Below are 17062 nucleotides of genomic sequence, written 5' to 3' on the forward strand. Positions count from 1 at the left end.
CGGCGCGCGGCGCGCCCCCTCCCCTGGCCTATCTTCCCACTCAGCGGAACAATCCAGCGGACCCGGGCTCCGTGCCGCCGGGTCTGCCTACATACATTCGGAGCTAGTCGTGGACATCAGCACGATCAAAACCAAGAGCATCGCCGAGCTCCACGAGATGGCGGAAGGGCTCAACATCTCCAACTACTCGGGCCTGCGCAAGCAGGACCTCATCTACCGCATCGAGCAGAACCTGCTCGACAGCGAGGTGGTGCTGCGCGGCGAGGGCGTGCTGGAGGTCCTTCCCGAGGGCTACGGCTTCCTGCGCTCGCAGGACTGGAACTACCTGTACGGGCCGGACGACATCTACGTGTCGCCCAGCCAGATCAAGCGCTTTGACCTGCGCACCGGCGACACCGTGCTGGGGCAGGTGCGCCCGCCCAAGGAGGGCGAGCGGTACCTGGCCCTGCTCAAGGTGGAGCGGGTGAACGGCGACGAGCCCGACAAGGCCAAGCACCGCGTGGCCTTCGACAACCTGCGCCCCCGCTATCCGGACGATCGCATTCACCTGGAAACGTCCAACGCGGACCTTTCCATGCGGGTGATGGACCTGGTGGCGCCCATCGGCAAGGGGCAGCGCGGGCTGATCGTGGCGCCCCCCAAGGCGGGCAAGACGATCCTGATGCAGAAGATCGCCAACGCGATCACCGAGAACCATCCGGAGGTGCACCTGATCGTGCTGCTGATCGACGAGCGGCCCGAAGAGGTGACCGACATGCAGGAGAACGTGCGCGCCGAGGTCATCAGCAGCACGTTCGACGAGCCGGCGGACCGCCACACGCAGGTGGCGGAGATGGTGCTGGAAAAGGCCAAGCGCCTGGTGGAGCACGGCCGCGACGTGGTGATCCTGCTGGACAGCATTACCCGCCTGGCGCGCGCCTACAACGTGGTGGTGCCGCACTCCGGCAAGATCCTGTCGGGCGGTGTGGACGCCAACGCGCTGCACAAGCCCAAGCGCTTCTTTGGCGCGGCCCGCAACATCGAGGAGGGCGGCAGCCTTACCATCATCGCCACGGCGCTGGTGGAAACGGGCAGCCGCATGGACGAGGTGATCTTCGAGGAGTTCAAGGGCACCGGCAACCTGGAGCTGTCGCTGGACCGGCACATCGCCGACAAGCGCATCTTCCCGGCGATCGACATCAACCGCTCGGGCACGCGCCGCGAGGACCTGCTGCTCAGCGAGATGGAGCTTACGCGGGTGTACCTGCTGCGCAACTTTCTTTCGGACATGCCACCGGTGGAGAGCATCGACTTCCTGCTCAGCCGCATGCGCAAGACCAAGGCGAACAAGGAGTTCCTGGATTCCATGGCTCGCGGCGGCTGATCATTGGCCCCGCCGCACCGCAGAATCGAAGAGCCGGCCTCGCGATCGCGCGGGGCCGGCTCTTTTTGCGCGCGAGTGAAGGGTTCGGCCGAATCGACCCGGGTGTTCGCCGCCGACCCCCAAGGGCGGGTAAACCCGCCCCGACGAGGCGCGCGCCCAAACCCATCGACCCACATCGAGGCGTTCCCACGGAGGTTCGCGCGCCACGTAGAACGCACGGCAGAAGGCCCGCCTCCCAACCGGGAAACGGGCCTTCGCTCGTCCGTACTCACGTACTTTCGTACTCTCGTACTCTCGTACTCCGTACCCTCGTACCCCGTACCTTCGTACCTTCGTACCTTCGTACCTTCGTACCTTCGTACCTTCGTACCGCCTCAGAACACGCTGACGTTGATATACCGCCGCGGATTCTGCCGAATGTCCGTGGTCAGCTGGTTCAGCCCGGTGACGGCGTTGTTCATGTTGTTGTAGAGCGCGTCGTCGGCCAGCAGCTTGCCCAGCGTGCCCTGGCCGCTCTCGATGCGGCCGACCAGCGAGGCCATGCTGGTGCTGGCCTGCTGCAGCGACGCCGTGGCCGCGTCCAGGCGCAGGCTCATGCTGTCGGTGCGGGCCAGGGCGCGCGCCAGCCCCGGCTGCGTGGCCGCGCCCTCGATCCCCTGGGCGGAGCGGGTAAGGCTGGCGGTGAGCGCGTTCAGCTGCTGCCGCTGCTCGGCGGCCAGGCCGGTGAGCGCCACCAGCAGCTCCTGCATCTGCTGCGCGCTGGCCCCCACCGCGCCAATGTTGTCGCGCGAAAGCAGCTCCTGCGCGCGCAGGAGCACGGTGTCTGCGTCGGCGCCCAGCGTCTGGGCAGACTCGGCCAGCTGCTCGGCCGTCTGGGTGAGCGTGGTGGCCTCGGTGCTGGGAAGCACGGCGCCGTCCTGCACGCGCTGCGGGCTGTCGCCGGGCACCACCTCGGCCACCATGCTCTGCAGCAGGCCGCCGGAGACGATGGAGATGCGCGAGTCGGCCGGCACCGGGTACTCCGACTCCAGCTCCATGCTGATCCTCACCCCGGTGGGGGTGATGGTGAAGTCGCGGATGCGGCCGATGTTGACGCCCTTGAGCTGCACCGGGTCGCCCTTGCGGATGCCCCCCGCGGACTGGACGATGGTGGAGATGTGGTAGCGTCCGCGGAAGGTGCCGGGGTCGGTCAGGGCGAACAGCGCCACCAGCACCGCCAGCAGCCCGATCACCACGAACAGGCCCACGGAAACTTCGCGGCGGGGCTGACGGATGGGGGCCATGTTCCGAAGGTCCTCGGTTGAAAGTCGTTTGCGCGGCGCCGCGGGCGCCGAGCCGTCTGCGCGCTGGATCATTGCGTCTCTACCATATCACTATCGGGAACGTCGCGCTCCAGAAAGGCGCGCACCAGCGCGTCGTCGCTGTCCCGGAACTCGTCGGCCGTGCCCACGAAGCGCACGCGCCCGTGGTCCAGCATGGCCACCCGGTCCGAGATGGGGAGCGTCCCCTCGATGTCGTGCGTCACGATGATGGAGGTGACGCCCATCTCCTCCGCCAGCTGGGCGATCAGCCGGTGCACCACGGTGCCGTTCACGGGGTCCAGCCCCGTCACCGGCTCGTCGTACAGCAGGATCTCGGGCTTTCCCACGATAGCCCGCGCGATCCCCACCCGCTTGCGCATGCCGCCCGAAAGCTCCGACGGCAGCTTGGCCAGCACCTTGGCCGGGTCCAGGTTCACGTGCTCCAGCGCCGAGCTCACCTCGGCCATCAGCCGCCGGTCGCCCAGCTCGCGCTGCTCCTCGTCCGAAAGCCCCTGTGCCACGTTTTCGAACACCGACATGCTGTCGAACAGCGCGGCGTTCTGGAACACGTATCCCACCTTGCGGCGAATGCGGGCCAGCGTCCGCCGGTGCGCCCGCGCCACCGAGTCCCCGTCCACCACGATGTCGCCCTGGTCGGGCTGAATCAGGCCGATGGTCGTCTTGAGCAGGACGCTCTTTCCCGTCCCCGAGTGGCCCACCACCGAGATGGTCTCGCCACGGGCGATGGAAAGCTGCACCCCCGCCAGGACGGGGTGGTCGAACGCCTTGTAGACGTCCCGGTACTCCACCATGGGCTCGCCGCTCATCCCCACCTCCTCAGTTCAGCAGCAGCGGGGGGAAGAGCGCGTCCAGGATGAGCACCGCCAGCGTCATGGTGACCACCGCGCTGGTGGTGTACCGGCCCACGCCCTCGGCGCCGCCGCGCGTGGCCAGGCCCATGTGGCTGGCCACCAGCGGGATCACCAGGCCAAAGGCCGTCGCCTTGGACAGCGAGTAGAACATGTCCCAGTTGTGCCAGAACAGCTGCGCGCCGTACAGGAACGAGCGGTAGCCCAGCCCCGCCGTGGCCTGCGCCGCCAGCATCCCCGAGAATACGCCCACCGCGTCGGCCATCCCCGCCAGCAGCGGCACGGCGATCACCCCGGCGATGATGCGGGGCGCCACCAGCGTTCGCACCGGGTCGCGGCCCAGCGATTCCAGGGCGTCGATCTGCTCCGACACCTTCATGGTCCCCAGCTCGGCCGTGATGCGCGCACCCACCCGGCCGATGAGCACCACCGCCGTCATCACGGGGCCCAGCTCCAGGATGATGGAGCTGGTGACCACGCTTCCCAGGATGTACAGGGGAACGCCGCTGGTGAACTGGTAGCCGCCCTGCTGCGAGGTCACGATCCCCGCCAGCGTGCCGGTCACCAGCACGATGGGGATGGAGCCCACGCCCATCCAGTACATCTGGTTGACGACTTCGCGCAGCGGAATGCGGCCGGAGAACAGGTACACGACCGTGCGCCACAGCAGCGTGGCCATGCCGCCGGCGTGCTCGAAGAACCGCTCGGCGCCGCGGCCCAGGATGGCCAGACGGCGCTCCGGCCACGGCGCGCGCCGGGGCGGGGGCGGCAGGTACTTCTCGGCGGCGGTCTCGGCCCCGGCGATGGACGCCGGTTCGCGCGTGCTCTGCATCACCATCCCAAAGTAGAAAAGCGCCGGCCCGGTTCCCCGGATTCCGGTCGCGGCCGCACCTCCTCAGCAGCCGCGCTCATACACCGCTCCGTCAACTCCGTTCTACGTCCAGCGCGGGACCCGGGCCCGTTCCGCCCGCGCAAATGCCGTGCGGGGAAGGACGTAGTGCAAGGTAGCAGGCGAGACGCCCTGCGTCCAACTGCGCCCGACGGTACCCCTCCCCCGGCCCCTCCCCGTTCGTTCCTCACGGAGAGGGGAGAACTTCGATCCCCCTTCGGACGGGTCGAGCTACGTCGTCCGCGGGCCGACGGTTCGGAGGCTCGTCGACGAGCATCGAACTGGCGCCCGAGAGGCCCCCTCTCCCCCAGCCCCTCTCCCCCGCTGTCGCGGGAGAAAGGGGAGAACATCGATCCCGCTTCGACAAGGTGCGTCGCACTCCATCCGGAGCTCACCGCCGCCTGCCTCACACCCAACCTCCCCCAGGGTTTTTTTGGGGGAGGTGCGAGCCTAAGCGAGCGGAGGGGGCGCTGCCCTCGCGCCCACCCTGTCCACATCAACCTCCCCCGGCAGTTTCGGGGGAGGTGGGCCGGTGGTGCCGGCCCGGAGGGGGCCTGCGCGGACCCGTCAGAAGCGCCCCAATTCCTGCCCCACCCCAACCTCTCCCAGTCTTTTTTTGGGGGAGGTGCGAGCCTGAGCGAGCGGAGGGGGCGCCGGGGGTCGCCCTACGCCAGCCCCGGCGACGGGTTCTGCCCCGCGTCCATCCGCAGCGCGGGCTCCGGCTCGTGCCGCATGCGCGGCTCGTGCGGCACCGTCACGTCGTGGCCACCGTGGCCGCCGCCGTGGCCCCCGTCCCCCCGCTTGCCGCGAAAGCGGCGCAGAAAGCTTTCGCGCATCTCGTCCAGCAGCTCCCACACGGTGGGGATCACCAGCAGCGTCAGCAGCGTGCTGGTCGCCACGCCCCCGATGATGGCGATGCCCATGGGGGCGCGGAACTGCGCGCCCTCGCCGCTGCCCAGCGCCACGGGAAGCATGCCCGCGATCAGCGCAAAGGTAGTCATCAGAATGGGCCGCAGCCGGATGGCGCCCGCCTCGATCAGCGCGTCGCGGGTGCTCTTGCCGCTCTCCTTGGCCCACTTGGCAAAGTCGATCAGCAGAATGGCGTTCTTGGCCACGATCCCCATCAGCATGATGATGCCGATCATGCTCATCAGGTTCAGCGTGCTTCCCGCGATCCACAGCCCCAGCACCACGCCGATCAGCGACAGCGGCAGGGAAAGCAGGATGGCCAGCGGGTCCAGAAAGCTGCCGAACTGCACCACCAGGATCAGGTACATCAGCATCACCGCCACCAGCAGGGCGAACATGATGCGCCCGAACACCTCCGTCTGGTCCTCGGTGTCGCCGCCAAAGGTGAGCTGGTAGCCCACCGGCATGCGCACCGACTGGATGCGCGTGGTGATGTCGCCCACCACCTCGCTGAGCGGGCGGTCCTGCGTGTTGGCCTCGACGTTGATCACCCGCTCGCGGTCCAGGTGGTTGATCTGCGCCGGGCCCAGCTCGCGGGTAATCGTGGCCACCTGCCCCAGCGGCAGCGTGGTCGCCTGTCCGCCGGCCCCCGGAAGCACCAGCGGCACCCGCGCCAGGTCGGCCGTGCGCGACCGCGCCTCGGGGTTGAATCGCACGTACACGTCGCGCGTCTCGCCCGACGGGTCCACCCAGTCGCCCACGTCGATCCCCGCGAACGCCGGCCGCATGGCCTGCGCCACCTGCGCCGCCGTCACGCCCAGCGAGCCCGCCAGGCCGCGGTTCAGCTCCACCGTCAGCTCCGGCTTCTGCCCCTTGGTGGACAGGGAAACGTCCACCGCGCCGGGCACCTGCCGCACCTGGGCCTCTACCTGCTCCGCCAGCTGGTTGAGAACGGCGATGTCGGGCCCCTGCAGCTGGATCATGATCTGCTTGGTGCCGCCAAAGTTGCCCGTGCCCAGCGCAGCCGTGGCGCCGCCGATGCGCTTGGCCTGCTCGCGCAGCCCGGCCGCGATCTCTTCCTGCCCCTTGTCGCGCTCGGCCTTGGGCTTCAGGCGCACGTAGACGTTCCCCTGGTCCACCGCGCCGCCCTGCGCGCCGATGGTGGTGTAGGTGTACAGCACCTCGGGGATGCGCCGCGCCATCGACGCCACCTCTTCGCTCTTGAGGCGCGTGTACTCCAGGCTGCTTCCCGGCGGCGTGTCGATGTCCACCAGGATCTCGGAGTTGTCGTCCTTGGGAAAGAACTCGAACCCCAGCTTGCCCCCCGCCGGCGCCGCCCCGATGGCCACGAACATCAGCACCAGGGTGCCCACCGCGATGCCGCCCTTCATCCCCACGCCACGAAAGCCGCGGGGAAAGCGGAAGAAGGTGAGCGCCAGCACCGCCGCGGTGATCACCACCATCACCGCCAGGAACGCAAAGATCCCCTTGGCCGGGATCACCAGCGCGCCCACGAAGGAGCCGATGGCGATCAACACCATGGCCAGCGCATGGTCCAGCGCCCACGCGATCACGTGGCGGTAGTCGTCGGCCCGGCGGTCGAACCAGCGGTTGAACTTGTCCAGCTGCCGGGTGATCCAGGCTTTCTCGTGCTCCTCGCGGTGCGGGTCCGGCCAGTAGGCGGACAGCATGGGATCGAGCGAGAACGAGACGAACAGCGACACCAGCACCGAGCAGGCGATGGTCAGCGCGAACGGCGCGAACCACTGCTCCGCCAGCCCGCCCATGAAGGCGATGGGGACGAAGACGCAGACGATGGAGAACGTGGTCGCGGCCACCGCCAGGCCGATCTCGTCCGTCCCTTCCCTCGCCGCCCGATAGTGGTCCTTCCCCATCTCCACGTGCCGCACGATGTTCTCGCGCACCACGATGGCGTCGTCGATCAGAATGCCGATGGCCAGCGACAGGCCCAGCAGCGACATGGTGTTGAGCGTAAACCCGAACGCCAGCACCGCGACGAAGCTGGCCAGCACCGACACCGGCAGCGCCAGGCCGGTGATGACCGTCGAGCGCCAGCTGTTCAGGAACATGAACACCACCAGCACCGTCAGCAGGGCGCCCACCACCAGCGTTTCTTCCACGTTGGCGACGGAGTTCTCCACCCGCTCGCCGGAGTTGCGGACGACGGTGAGCTTGGCCCCGGCGGGCAGCGTCTTCTGGATCTCCGCCACCCGCTCGATCACCACCTCGGCCACGGAGGTCGTGGAGTAGCCCTGCGCCTTGACCAGGTCGATGCCCACCGCCGGCTGGCCGTTGAACAGCGCCAGCGAGCGCGGCTCCTCGGTGCCGTCACGGACCGTGGCCACCTCCGCCAGCCGCACCGGCACCCCGTTGGGCGCCGCGACGACCAGCTGCGAGAACTCCGCGGGCGAAACCAGCCGGCCGCGCAGGCGTATGGTCCGCTCCTCCAGCTGCGAGTTCAGCCGGCCCACCGGCACGGCCAGGTTCTGCGTCTGCAGCGCCGCCACCACCTGGGGGATGGAAAGCCCGGCCGCCTGCAGCCGGGAGGGATCCACCTCCACGCTCAGCTCGCGCTCCACCCCGCCGGCTACCTGCACCTCGGCCACGCCGGGGACGCCACGCAGCTCGCGGGTAATGCCCGGGTCCGCGATGCGCGTCAGCTCCGCCGGCGTGAGCGTGCTGCTGGCCAGGGAGAGTGAGACGATGGGCTGGTCGTTGGGATCGAACCGGGCCAGGATCGGCTCCTCCATCTCCTGCGGCAGGTCGCCGCGGATCTGGCTTACGGCGTCGCGGATGTCCTGCGCCGCCGCCTTGGGGTCGATGCCGTAGACGAAGATCACCTGGATGGAGGCAAATCCGTCCAGCGCCTGGCTCTGGATCTGGTCCACGCCGCTGATCCCCGCCACCGCCTCCTCGATGGGGTCCACGACCTCGCGCTCCACGATGTCGGGCGAGGCGCCGGGATAGGGGACGGAGATGAAGATGAAGGGCGCCTCCACCTCCGGAAACTCGTCCGTGTCCAGACTGAACAGGGCAAACAGGCCAAAGACGACCAGGGCCAGCATGGTCACCGTGGTGACCACGGGCCGCTTGATCGCAAAATCGGAGATGAACATCGTCCGGGTCTCCGTTCAGGGTCAGGGTGCGGCCGAAGCCGGTGCCGCGGGCGCCGGCGCGGCGGCCGCGCCGCGGATGCTCACCGGGGTGCCCGGCGTGGTGCCGATGGCGGCGCCGATGAGCAGCGTGTCGCCGGCGTTGATGCCGGAGGTGATCTCTACCCGGTCGGTTTCCGGGTCGCGGACGCCCAGCGTGACCGCCACGCGCTCGGCCTTGCCGCCGGTCACGCGCACCACCGCCGGCTGCACCCCCCGCTCGTCCACCGCCGACGCCGGGACGACGATCCCCTGCCGCGCCGCGGCCTGCACGCGGCCCTCGGCAAAGAGGCCGGAGACCAGCGCCCCCTGCGCGTTGGGAATGGAGACGGTCACCGGCACCTGCCGGGTAACGGGGTCGGCCGCGGGGTTGATGCGCGCCACGGTGCCGGTAAAGGTCTGCCCCGGGTAGCCGGTGACGGTAAAGCGCACCGGCGCCCCCAGGCGCACCGCGCCCAGGTCACCCGCGGGAACGCTCCCCTCCATCTGCATGCTGCCGGGGTCGACGATCACGAACATCGGCGCCCCCAGCCCCACGACGGAGCCGGCGCTCACCGGGCGGTCGCTCACGATGCCGCTGATGGGCGCGTTGACGGTGGTCTTGCTCTGCTGCTCGCGCGCGTTGGCCAGCTGCGCCCGGGCGCCGGCCAGCTGCGCCTGCGCGGCGGCCAGCTGGTTGCGCGCCGTCTCCAGGTCGCGCGTGGCCACGGCGCCGGCCGCCTCGAGCGTCTGGTTGCGCTCCACGTTGCGCGCGGCCAGCTGCACCGCCTGCTCGCCGGAGCGCACGGCCGACTGGGCCGAGATCACCTGGCTCTGCAGCGCCGCGTCGTCGATGCGGGCGAGAACCTGGCCCGCGCGCACCGGCTGCCCCTTCTCGGCCATCACCGCCGTCACCACCCCGCCGGCCTCGGCGTTCACCCGCGCTTCGCGCTCCGCGGCCAGGCTGCCGGAGATGGACGGGCCGCTGGAGATCTCCTCCATCACCGCCACGTACACGTTCTCCGGGCCGATGACCACGGATTCGTCGCGCTTGGCCTGCTCGCCCTCCGCCGCCTGCCCGTCGCCGCACCCCGCCAGCGCCACCGCGAGGACGATCGCCCCCACGTTCCTGATCTTGATCGCCATCACTCACCCCCCGAGGTGAACGCCGAAGCCTGGTCCGCCGCCGGAGCCTGCTGCTGCCGGGGCTGCTGCTGCTGTTGAGGTTGCTGCTGCATCTGCTGCGTGGCGCCGCCCTGTGCCCCGCCCTGGCCCAGAGGCAGGTAGGGAAGCAGCGCCACCCGCGCCTGCGCGATCTGCACGTCGCGGGCGGCCACCGCGCGGTTGGCCTGCGCCTGCTGCAGGAGGATGCGCGAATCCGCCAGCTCCACCTGCGTGCTGAGCCCCTCCCGGTACCGCACCTGGGCGATGCCGTACGCCCGCGCGGCCTGCTCCACCACGCCCTGGCTGGCCTGCAGCTGCGCACGCGCCTGCTCCAGCCGCTCCAGCGCCGTCCGCGTGTCCAGCGAGGCGGCGTCCTGCGTCTGCCGCAGGCGGGCCTGCGCCTCGACCAGGTCGGCCTCGGCCACCAGCTCGTCGCCGCGGATTCGCCCGCCGGTAAAGATGGGAACGGACAGCTGCGCCCCCACCGTCCAGTTGGTGCGGAACTGGTCCCACTGGGGAAGCAGCCCGCCCGGGTACGCCACACGTCCGTACTGGGACACCAGGCTCACCGTGGGCAGCCGCTGCGCGCGGGCGATGGTCAGCGAGTTCTGCTGCACCGTCACCAGCGTGGCCGCCTGCTGCACCGCCGCCCGGTTGACCACGCTCGTGTCGCCCAGCAGCCCCTCGTCGGCGGCGAAGCGGGCGACGGGAACGGCGCGCGTCTCCTCCAGCGAGGTGGTCAGGGCCAGCGGCACGTCGGCGGGCATGTCCAGCAGCAGCCGCAGCCGGGTGTAGGCCAGGTCGCGGTCCGCGCGGCGCTGGATGACCTGCGGCAGCAGGTTGTCGCGCTGCACCTGCGCGCGAAGCACGTCGAACTCCGGCTGGTTTCCCACCTGCTCCGCCAGCCGCACCTGCGCCAGCGTGGTGTCGGCCTGGGCGAAGGTGGCCTCGGCGATGCCCACCAGGCGGTCGGCCAGCGCGGCGTCGTAGTACGCCTGGGTCACGTCCAGGGCCAGCTGGGCGCGCTGGGTGTTCAGCTCGATCTCGGCCCGGGTGCGCCCCGCCTCGGCGATGCGGTTCTGCGCGCCGATGCGCGGGCTGAACAGCGGCTGCGAAAGGCTCAGCCCCAGCTGCCAGGTGTTCTCGCTGCCAAAGCCCAGGTCGCCGAAGCCCGCGAACGGGCTGCCGCCGCCGTTGGCGGTGCAGTCCAGGGCGTGCTCCAGCGAGTCCACGCGCTGCTCGAGCGGAAGCGCGGGGTTGGGAACGTAACGGCCGCAGTTGACCGGGGGTGGGGGCGCGGTGGTGTCGGGTTCGGCGCCGCCGCCCAGCCCTTCGAACTGCGAGGCCAGGGCGCGGGAGTAGGAAAGGGTGCCGTTGAGCTGCGGCAGGCGCGCGCTGCGGGCCTGCACCAGCTGCCCGCGGCTGCGGGTGAGCCCCGCGCGGGCAATCTGCACGGGCTCGCTGGCGTCCTCGGCCAGGCGCAGCGCTTCTTCGAGGGTGAGCGGGCGCGGCGCGGATGCAGGCGCGCCCTGCGCGGCCGCGGGCGCCGCGTACGCCAGCGCCGCCGCGAAGACGGCGCCGCGCAGCAAGCGGCCGGGCCAGTGGGTGGTGGACATATCGGTCTCTGCGTCCCCGTCAGGAGAGGTTCGGTCCAACTCGCTCGGTACCACCGGCCGGCGCGGCGTCCGCCGCCTCCGGCCCCGCCGCGGGCGCCGGCACCGCGCCGATCGCCCGCAGGAACATCCGTACGTACCGCCCGGGCGCCTCGGCCTCGGGGTACGGGTACTTCTCCGGCACCGCGTCGCGGGCAATTGCGTCGGCGAACAGCGACCCCATCAGCAGGTTGGCGGCGGCGTCGGCGTCCCACTCCCCGTCCGCCATCCCCCGCTCCCGCAGGCGCTGCAGGTACTGAAGCAGCTCCGTGTGCACCTGCACAGGCGGCCCCGCAACACACCGCGCCGCGTCCGGGGCTTCGGCCAGCTCGCCCAGGGTGGTGCGGATCATGGCGGCGTGAAGCCGCAGGTGCGCGTAGCCGGCGTGGCTCCACGCCATCAGCTCCGCCTCGGGGTCCCGCGGCTCGGCGGGCAGGCCGGTGCGCACGGGTTCGCGGCTGGCGGCCGCCAGCGCCTCGCCAATGAGGGCGGCCTTGCTGCCAAAGTGCCGGAACAGCGTGATCTCGTTCACGCCCGCTTCGGTCGCGATCCGGCGGGTGGTGGCCCCGCGGGACCCCGCCTCTTCGAACACGCGCCTGGCGGCGTGCAGCAGTCGTTCGCGTACTTCCATGCCGGCCAAGCTAGGCGGAAACATCGGTGCATGCAAGTGGTTGCTTACATCCTCGCGAAACCGTTACGTCCCCGGCTACGCGCCCGATGCGCGCCGCAGCGGTTCGCCCGACTGCGCCTGTTCCTGGCGCCGCAGGGCGTTCCAGTGCTCGATCAGCTCGTCGCACTCGCGGATGAGCAGGGTGTGAAAGCGCGCCGCCTCGTCCACGCGGGTGCGGCCGGCGGGCTCGGGCAGCCGCTGGGCCGCCTCGTTGAAGACGTTCACCATCTCGCGCCAGCGCCCCTGCGCCACGCGCAGCATCTGCTCCCACGGGTCGTCCTGCACGCGGTAAAAGTCGCGCCGGTCGCCCAGCACGCTCACCCGGCGGATCATCCCGAACTGCTCCAGCATTCGCGCGTTGGTGCTTACGGAGGCCTTGCTGGCCTGCAGCTGCTCGGCCAGGTCTTCCAGAGAGAACGTCTGGTCCGTGGCCAGCAGGTAGCCGAAGATGCGCCCGCCAATGCGGGGCATCCCCTCCTTTTCGCAGATGAGCGCCATCTGCTCCACCAGCTGCTGCACCGCCTCGTGCATCGTGTGTCTCGGGGTGACCGTTGTGCCGCGGAGGCGTCGTCCTGCCGCATGGCTGGCGCAGGATAATACGTTCGGATCGTTCAGTCAATACTGAACGTTATGAAAACACTTGTTGGGTGGGGATGGCGTCCGATCCTCCGCACGCCATCGCCCACCCAACCGGTGTTCGCCCCCCTCCGGGCTGCGCTCAAGATGCCACGGTGACGGCGGACGAGCATGGGTCAGGTGACCTACGCCTTCCGTGCGTGACACGAAATCCCAAAGAATGAAGGCATGCTGCGGTTCCGGCCTCGTGCCCGCCGGCCTTGCGGGAAGGAGGGTCATCGCGACCTGAGCCGACCACGTGCCGTTCGCCCAGCCAGGGCGAATAAATTCGCGGCAACAACTACACAAAGTCCGCCTGCGCGGACTCGGCGGCCCGGCGGTGTGCGGCGTTCCAGGCGCTTGCGCGTCCGCAACCGGACAACGCGCGCCGGGCGTGGCCTGCGGGAGAAGGTGAAGCCCCGTTCGGTGACGCGTGAGCGTCGCTGAGACGGGGCTTATAGCCTTGTTAGCCGCGGTCTTCAACCCGTGGGTGGGCACAGTGCGCGATTCCCCGCCGATCACGGCGACGTCCTACGCCACCCGTTCACCCGTTCACCCTCACACCCTCACACCCTCACACCCTCACACCCTCACACCCTCACACCCGTTCACCCCTACGCCGCCTCGCCGATCTCGAAGCGGCGCAGTCGGTGGATGGAGTACGCGGTGACCAGCACGGTGACCGCCGCGGCCATCGCGAGCGCCGTCGTAAGGCCCAGCTGCGAAAGGTCGTTGCCGGGCACGCTCGCCAGGCCGTCGGCGATGGAGAGGGTGTACTGGCGGATGCTGAGGGCGCGGCTGCCGCCAAAGGTGTTGCTCAGCAGCCCTTCCCAGATCACCACGTACGCCAGCCCCGCCACCAGCGCCCGCCGCGTGGTGAGGCTGAACCCCACGAACAGCGCGCAGTAGAAAAAGCTCCCCGCGGCCACCGCCGCCGTGAACCCCGCCGCCGTGCCGGGCGCAGCCGTCCCGCGCAGGGCGATGATCATCGACAGCAGGGTTGAGGGCACCAGCACCGCCGCCGTCAGCAGCCCGGCCACGACCACGCGGGTAAGGACGATGCGCCAGCGCGGCACCGGCTTGCCCAGGACGTAGGTGATGGTGCCGTCATCCACCTCCGCGCCAAAGACGCTGGTGCCCACCACCAGCGCCACGATGGGCAGCAGCACCGAGACCGTAAGCCCCTTGAACAGATCGGCGGCGTCTTCCAGGATTTCCCTGGCGTCGTTTCCTGTCTCCGTCTGCATCAGCAGCGCGAGCAGCACCGGAAGGAACGCGAACAGCACCACCCACAGCACGCGCCGGTTTCCCGCCAGCTGCCGCAGGGCCAGCCGCGCCAGCGTCAGTTCGACCGAGTGTCTCATCGCTTCACCAGGTAAGAGAACACGCTTTCCAGCGATTCGTCCGTGGGGCGCACCTCGTACAGGGTGATGCCGGCGTCGCGCGCGGCCCGCGGCAGGTACTGCGCAAAGCCGCCGCGCTCGCCCGTGTGCAGCGTGATGCCGTGCTCCCCCAGCTCCACCCCCTTGACCGACGCGTTGGCCATCAGCACCGACGCCAGCTTGCGGTCGTCGCTGGAGCGGAGGGTAAAGGTGTGCGGCCGGTCCGTCATCAGCCGCCGGATCTCGCGAAAGTGGCCGGATGCGGCCAGCCGCCCCGCCACCACCACCAGGACGTTGTTGGCCAGGTGGTGCAGCTCTTCAAGGATGTGGGTGGAGATCAGGATGGTCTTGCCCTGGTCCGCCAGGCCGCGCAGCAGCTCCATCATGTGCATGCGCTGGCCGGGGTCCATCCCGTTGAACGGCTCGTCCAGCAGCACGATGCGGGGCTGGTGCACCAGCGCGCCGGCGATCTTGGCGCGCTGCCGCATTCCCTTGCTGTATCCCCCGATCTTGCGGTGCATGGCGGCGCGCAGGTCAACGATGTCGATGGCCTGCTCCGCCGCGCGTTCGGGGTCCGGCAGCCCGTGCAGCCGCGCGTTCATCAGCGCGAACTCGTAGCCGGTCAGGAACGGGTAGACGGCCTCGCGCTCGGGAACCAGGCCCAGCGAGCGGTACATCCGCGGGTTTTTCCACGCGGGCTGCCCGTCCACCAGCACCTGCCCCGCGGAGGGAGCCAGAAAACCGGCCAGCATGTGCAGCAGCGTGCTCTTTCCCGCCCCGTTGGGTCCCAGCAGCCCCGTGATGCCGGGGCCCAGGGAGAAGGACACGTCGTTCACCGCCACCACGTTGCCGTACCAGTGCGACACGTTGCGCAGCTCCACGGCGGCCGTGGCGCGCGGGGCGGCCGGGGGCGCCACGGGCGGCTCCAGCGTCTGGACGCTCATGTGCTGATCTTCCGGTAGCGGTTGAGCAGGAGCAGCGCGAACACCAGCCCGTACGCCGCCACGACTGCGTAGTAGACTTCCGGCCCCAGGTCTGCCTGGCGCAGCGGACTGCCGCGCTCGTGCCGCTGGTTGAACAGGTCGTAGATGGCGCCGTTGCCCACCAGCACCGGGTTCAGCAGCACGCTCCAGTTGGCCTGCACGGTTTCCATGAGGATGGCCACCAGCGGCGCCGTGAGCAGAAACACACCCAGCACCAGCGCGCTGGCCAGCCCCCGCCGCGGCATGTACGAGGCGAGCGACACCGACAGCGTGCCGAACAGCAGCGCGCAGACCACGGGCGTGGCCAGAATGGCGAAGAAGTTCTTCGATTCTTCCTTGAACGCCGCGCCAAAGTCCGCCGGCAGCCCCAGCCGCCCGGCCAGGATGATGAGCAGCGGGGTGATCATGATCAGGAACACGGCGGTCCAGATGGCCAGCAGCTTGGCCGCCGCGTAGTCGCGCTGGCGCAGCGCGCGGCTAAAGTACAGCGGCAGCACGCGGTTGTACTGGTCGCGGCTCACCAGCTCCGGCGCCTGCGCGGCGCAGAACAGCGCCAGCATCATCGCGTCCCACATGAAGATCTCGTGGTAGTCGATGATGTTCTTGATCATCCCCCCGCTGATCCCCGCCACCGCCACGGTGACCACGGCGGGAAAGACCATGGCGGCGAAGAGCGCGAAGGGCAGCATCATCGCCTTTCCGCCGCGCCCCAGGCCAAACAGGCTGCGCAGCGAGTGGACGTACAGGGTGCGAAAGGCGTAGCCGCGGCCCAGCCGGACGCCCTCGTAGTTGCGGTAGCCGATGTCGTAGATGGTGCCGGCGGCGGCATCAAGCGCGTGCGCCATGCGCTCCCTCCGTGGTGTGGGCGCCCGCGGGGGCGCGGAAAAGCTCCTGCAGCGTGTGCCGGCGGCGCTCCATGCGCACCAGCGAAAGCCCCAAGTCGGCCGCGGCGTCGCGGACGATGTCGTAGGGCCGCTCGTCCAGCAGGGGGATGACGATCAGGTCGCCGTCTTCGGCCGCGGTGAGCCCCGCCGCGGCCAGGCGGGCCACCAGCTCGTCGCTCCCCTCGTCCACCTCTACCGCCAGCAGCGCCTGCTCGCCGGTAAAGCTGCCCAGCGGCGCCGCGCTCTTCAGCCGGCCCGCGTCGATGGCGACGAGAAAATCGCTCACCCGCTCGATCTCGCCCAGCAGGTGGCTGCACACCATCACCGCGATGCCGAACTCCTTGCCCGTGCGGCGCACCAGCTCCAGCATCTCCTCGCGCCCGGCCGGGTCAAGCCCGTTGGTGGGCTCGTCCAGCAGCAGGAGCCGGGGATCGTGCACCAGCGACTGGGCCAGCTTGACGCGCTGCTTCATGCCGGTGGAATAGCCGCCGATCTGGCGGTAGCGCTCCTCGTACAGCCCCACGTGGCGCAGCATCTCGGCGGTGCGCTCGCGGGCGGCGGCTTTGGGAAGGCCGGAAAGGCGGCCCATGTGCGAGACGAAGTCCGTGGCCGTCATGTCGGGCGGCAGGCAGTCGTGCTCGGGCATGTAGCCCACGCGCTGGCGGATCTGCAGGCTCTGGGTGCGCGCGTCCAGGTCAAAGACGCGCACGTCGCCCGTGGTGGGCGTAAGGAGGCCCAGGAGGATCTTGATGAACGTGCTTTTGCCGGCGCCGTTTGCGCCGACGAACCCGATGATGCCGGGTTCCAGCTCCAGGGAGAGCCCCTGGAGCGCCTTCACGCCGCCTGGATAGACGTGCGTGAGGTCGCGTACGGAAATCAGCGACATCCGGTGCTGGGGGGTTGCGGGAAGGTGGCCGCGCGGCGCGAGAGGGGTTCGCTGCGGCGGTGGTGGCTGGGAGGGTGAACGGGAAACGTATCGCCGGAGTTTCAGCCTGGGAACGTGCGAGGATTTCGGCGCGGTCTTCGGGCCTGGTGGCTACGGCAAAAGATGGGGTCTCACGCAGAGTTAGCAGAGTTAGCAGAGTTAGCAGAGTTGAGTCCGGTCCAAGAAGTCACGATGGCTGATGCGGCGGTGTCAGGCGAATGCGGCCGTGGCCCATTGAGCGGGTCTCCAGAGGCGGATGAAGGCTCGGAACCGTCCGCGCAATCGCGGCCCCCGCCCGCCGGCA

13 protein-coding genes are annotated in these 17062 nt (G+C 69.8%); 1 reads left to right on the forward strand and 12 read right to left on the reverse strand.

Going from position 1 to position 17062, the window contains the following annotated elements:
• The first annotated feature begins 109 nt into the window (after positions 1 to 109).
• Positions 110 to 1363: a transcription termination factor Rho gene (gene rho / locus ACOJUJ_RS21900; protein WP_420129046.1), complete on the forward strand. Its 1254-nt coding sequence runs from the start codon at positions 110 to 112 to the stop codon at positions 1361 to 1363.
• A 374-nt stretch (positions 1364 to 1737) separates the two neighbouring features.
• Here the strand turns inward: rho and ACOJUJ_RS21905 are convergent, their stop codons facing one another.
• From ACOJUJ_RS21905 to ACOJUJ_RS21960, 12 genes are all read right to left on the reverse strand, one after another.
• A complete protein-coding gene (locus tag ACOJUJ_RS21905; protein ID WP_420129047.1) occupies positions 1738 to 2646 on the reverse strand; it encodes an MlaD family protein in 909 nt (302 codons plus the stop codon).
• Between the two features lie 68 nt (positions 2647 to 2714).
• Complete coding sequence (locus ACOJUJ_RS21910; protein WP_420129048.1) at positions 2715 to 3491, reverse strand: ABC transporter ATP-binding protein; 777 nt, start codon at positions 3489 to 3491, stop codon at positions 2715 to 2717.
• 10 nt (positions 3492 to 3501) lie between these two features.
• The gene (locus tag ACOJUJ_RS21915; protein ID WP_420129049.1) at positions 3502 to 4365 is read right to left on the reverse strand and encodes an MlaE family ABC transporter permease; all 864 of its coding nucleotides are present in this window, start codon (positions 4363 to 4365) and stop codon (positions 3502 to 3504) included.
• A gap of 722 nt (positions 4366 to 5087) precedes the next feature.
• A complete protein-coding gene (locus ACOJUJ_RS21920) occupies positions 5088 to 8468 on the reverse strand; it encodes an efflux RND transporter permease subunit (RefSeq protein ID WP_420129050.1) in 3381 nt (1126 codons plus the stop codon).
• Between the two features lie 21 nt (positions 8469 to 8489).
• Entirely contained in the window at positions 8490 to 9629 is a 1140-nt protein-coding gene (locus ACOJUJ_RS21925; RefSeq protein WP_420129051.1) for an efflux RND transporter periplasmic adaptor subunit, read from the reverse strand.
• A complete protein-coding gene (locus tag ACOJUJ_RS21930; RefSeq protein ID WP_420129052.1) occupies positions 9629 to 11263 on the reverse strand; it encodes a TolC family protein in 1635 nt (544 codons plus the stop codon). The genes ACOJUJ_RS21925 and ACOJUJ_RS21930 overlap by 1 nt, the downstream gene beginning before the upstream one ends.
• 19 nt (positions 11264 to 11282) lie before the next feature.
• Positions 11283 to 11930 (reverse strand): TetR/AcrR family transcriptional regulator, encoded by a 648-nt coding sequence (locus ACOJUJ_RS21935; RefSeq protein WP_420129053.1) that lies wholly within the window; start codon positions 11928 to 11930, stop codon positions 11283 to 11285.
• A gap of 75 nt (positions 11931 to 12005) precedes the next feature.
• Entirely contained in the window at positions 12006 to 12500 is a 495-nt protein-coding gene (locus ACOJUJ_RS21940) for a GbsR/MarR family transcriptional regulator (RefSeq protein ID WP_420129054.1), read from the reverse strand.
• 698 nt (positions 12501 to 13198) lie between these two features.
• The gene (locus ACOJUJ_RS21945) at positions 13199 to 13948 is read right to left on the reverse strand and encodes an ABC transporter permease (RefSeq protein WP_420129055.1); all 750 of its coding nucleotides are present in this window, start codon (positions 13946 to 13948) and stop codon (positions 13199 to 13201) included.
• Entirely contained in the window at positions 13945 to 14910 is a 966-nt protein-coding gene (locus tag ACOJUJ_RS21950) for an ABC transporter ATP-binding protein (protein ID WP_420129056.1), read from the reverse strand. The genes ACOJUJ_RS21945 and ACOJUJ_RS21950 overlap by 4 nt, the downstream gene beginning before the upstream one ends.
• The gene (locus ACOJUJ_RS21955; RefSeq protein ID WP_420129057.1) at positions 14907 to 15794 is read right to left on the reverse strand and encodes an ABC transporter permease; all 888 of its coding nucleotides are present in this window, start codon (positions 15792 to 15794) and stop codon (positions 14907 to 14909) included. Before ACOJUJ_RS21955 ends, ACOJUJ_RS21950 begins: the two co-directional genes overlap by 4 nt.
• The gene (locus ACOJUJ_RS21960) at positions 15778 to 16719 is read right to left on the reverse strand and encodes an ABC transporter ATP-binding protein (protein WP_420129058.1); all 942 of its coding nucleotides are present in this window, start codon (positions 16717 to 16719) and stop codon (positions 15778 to 15780) included. Before ACOJUJ_RS21960 ends, ACOJUJ_RS21955 begins: the two co-directional genes overlap by 17 nt.
• Positions 16720 to 17062 lie beyond the last annotated feature (343 nt).

It is taken from the genome of Longimicrobium sp. (assembly GCF_048594345.1).
GTDB lineage: Bacteria > Gemmatimonadota > Gemmatimonadetes > Longimicrobiales > Longimicrobiaceae > Longimicrobium.

Excerpts from the sequence above, each read along its gene's own strand:
- ACOJUJ_RS21925 (WP_420129051.1), bottom strand. The coding sequence starts at position 9,629 with ATGGCGATCAAGATCAGGAACGTGGGGGCGATCGTCCTCGCGGTGGCG.
- ACOJUJ_RS21905 (WP_420129047.1), bottom strand. The coding sequence starts at position 2,646 with ATGGCCCCCATCCGTCAGCCCCGCCGCGAAGTTTCCGTGGGCCTGTTC.
- ACOJUJ_RS21960 (WP_420129058.1), bottom strand. The coding sequence starts at position 16,719 with ATGTCGCTGATTTCCGTACGCGACCTCACGCACGTCTATCCAGGCGGC.
- ACOJUJ_RS21940 (WP_420129054.1), bottom strand. The coding sequence starts at position 12,500 with ATGCACGAGGCGGTGCAGCAGCTGGTGGAGCAGATGGCGCTCATCTGC.
- ACOJUJ_RS21920 (WP_420129050.1), bottom strand. The coding sequence starts at position 8,468 with ATGTTCATCTCCGATTTTGCGATCAAGCGGCCCGTGGTCACCACGGTG.
- ACOJUJ_RS21930 (WP_420129052.1), bottom strand. The coding sequence starts at position 11,263 with ATGTCCACCACCCACTGGCCCGGCCGCTTGCTGCGCGGCGCCGTCTTC.
- ACOJUJ_RS21945 (WP_420129055.1), bottom strand. The coding sequence starts at position 13,948 with ATGAGACACTCGGTCGAACTGACGCTGGCGCGGCTGGCCCTGCGGCAG.
- ACOJUJ_RS21955 (WP_420129057.1), bottom strand. The coding sequence starts at position 15,794 with ATGGCGCACGCGCTTGATGCCGCCGCCGGCACCATCTACGACATCGGC.
- ACOJUJ_RS21950 (WP_420129056.1), bottom strand. The coding sequence starts at position 14,910 with ATGAGCGTCCAGACGCTGGAGCCGCCCGTGGCGCCCCCGGCCGCCCCG.
- ACOJUJ_RS21935 (WP_420129053.1), bottom strand. The coding sequence starts at position 11,930 with ATGGAAGTACGCGAACGACTGCTGCACGCCGCCAGGCGCGTGTTCGAA.
- ACOJUJ_RS21910 (WP_420129048.1), bottom strand. The coding sequence starts at position 3,491 with ATGAGCGGCGAGCCCATGGTGGAGTACCGGGACGTCTACAAGGCGTTC.
- ACOJUJ_RS21915 (WP_420129049.1), bottom strand. The coding sequence starts at position 4,365 with ATGCAGAGCACGCGCGAACCGGCGTCCATCGCCGGGGCCGAGACCGCC.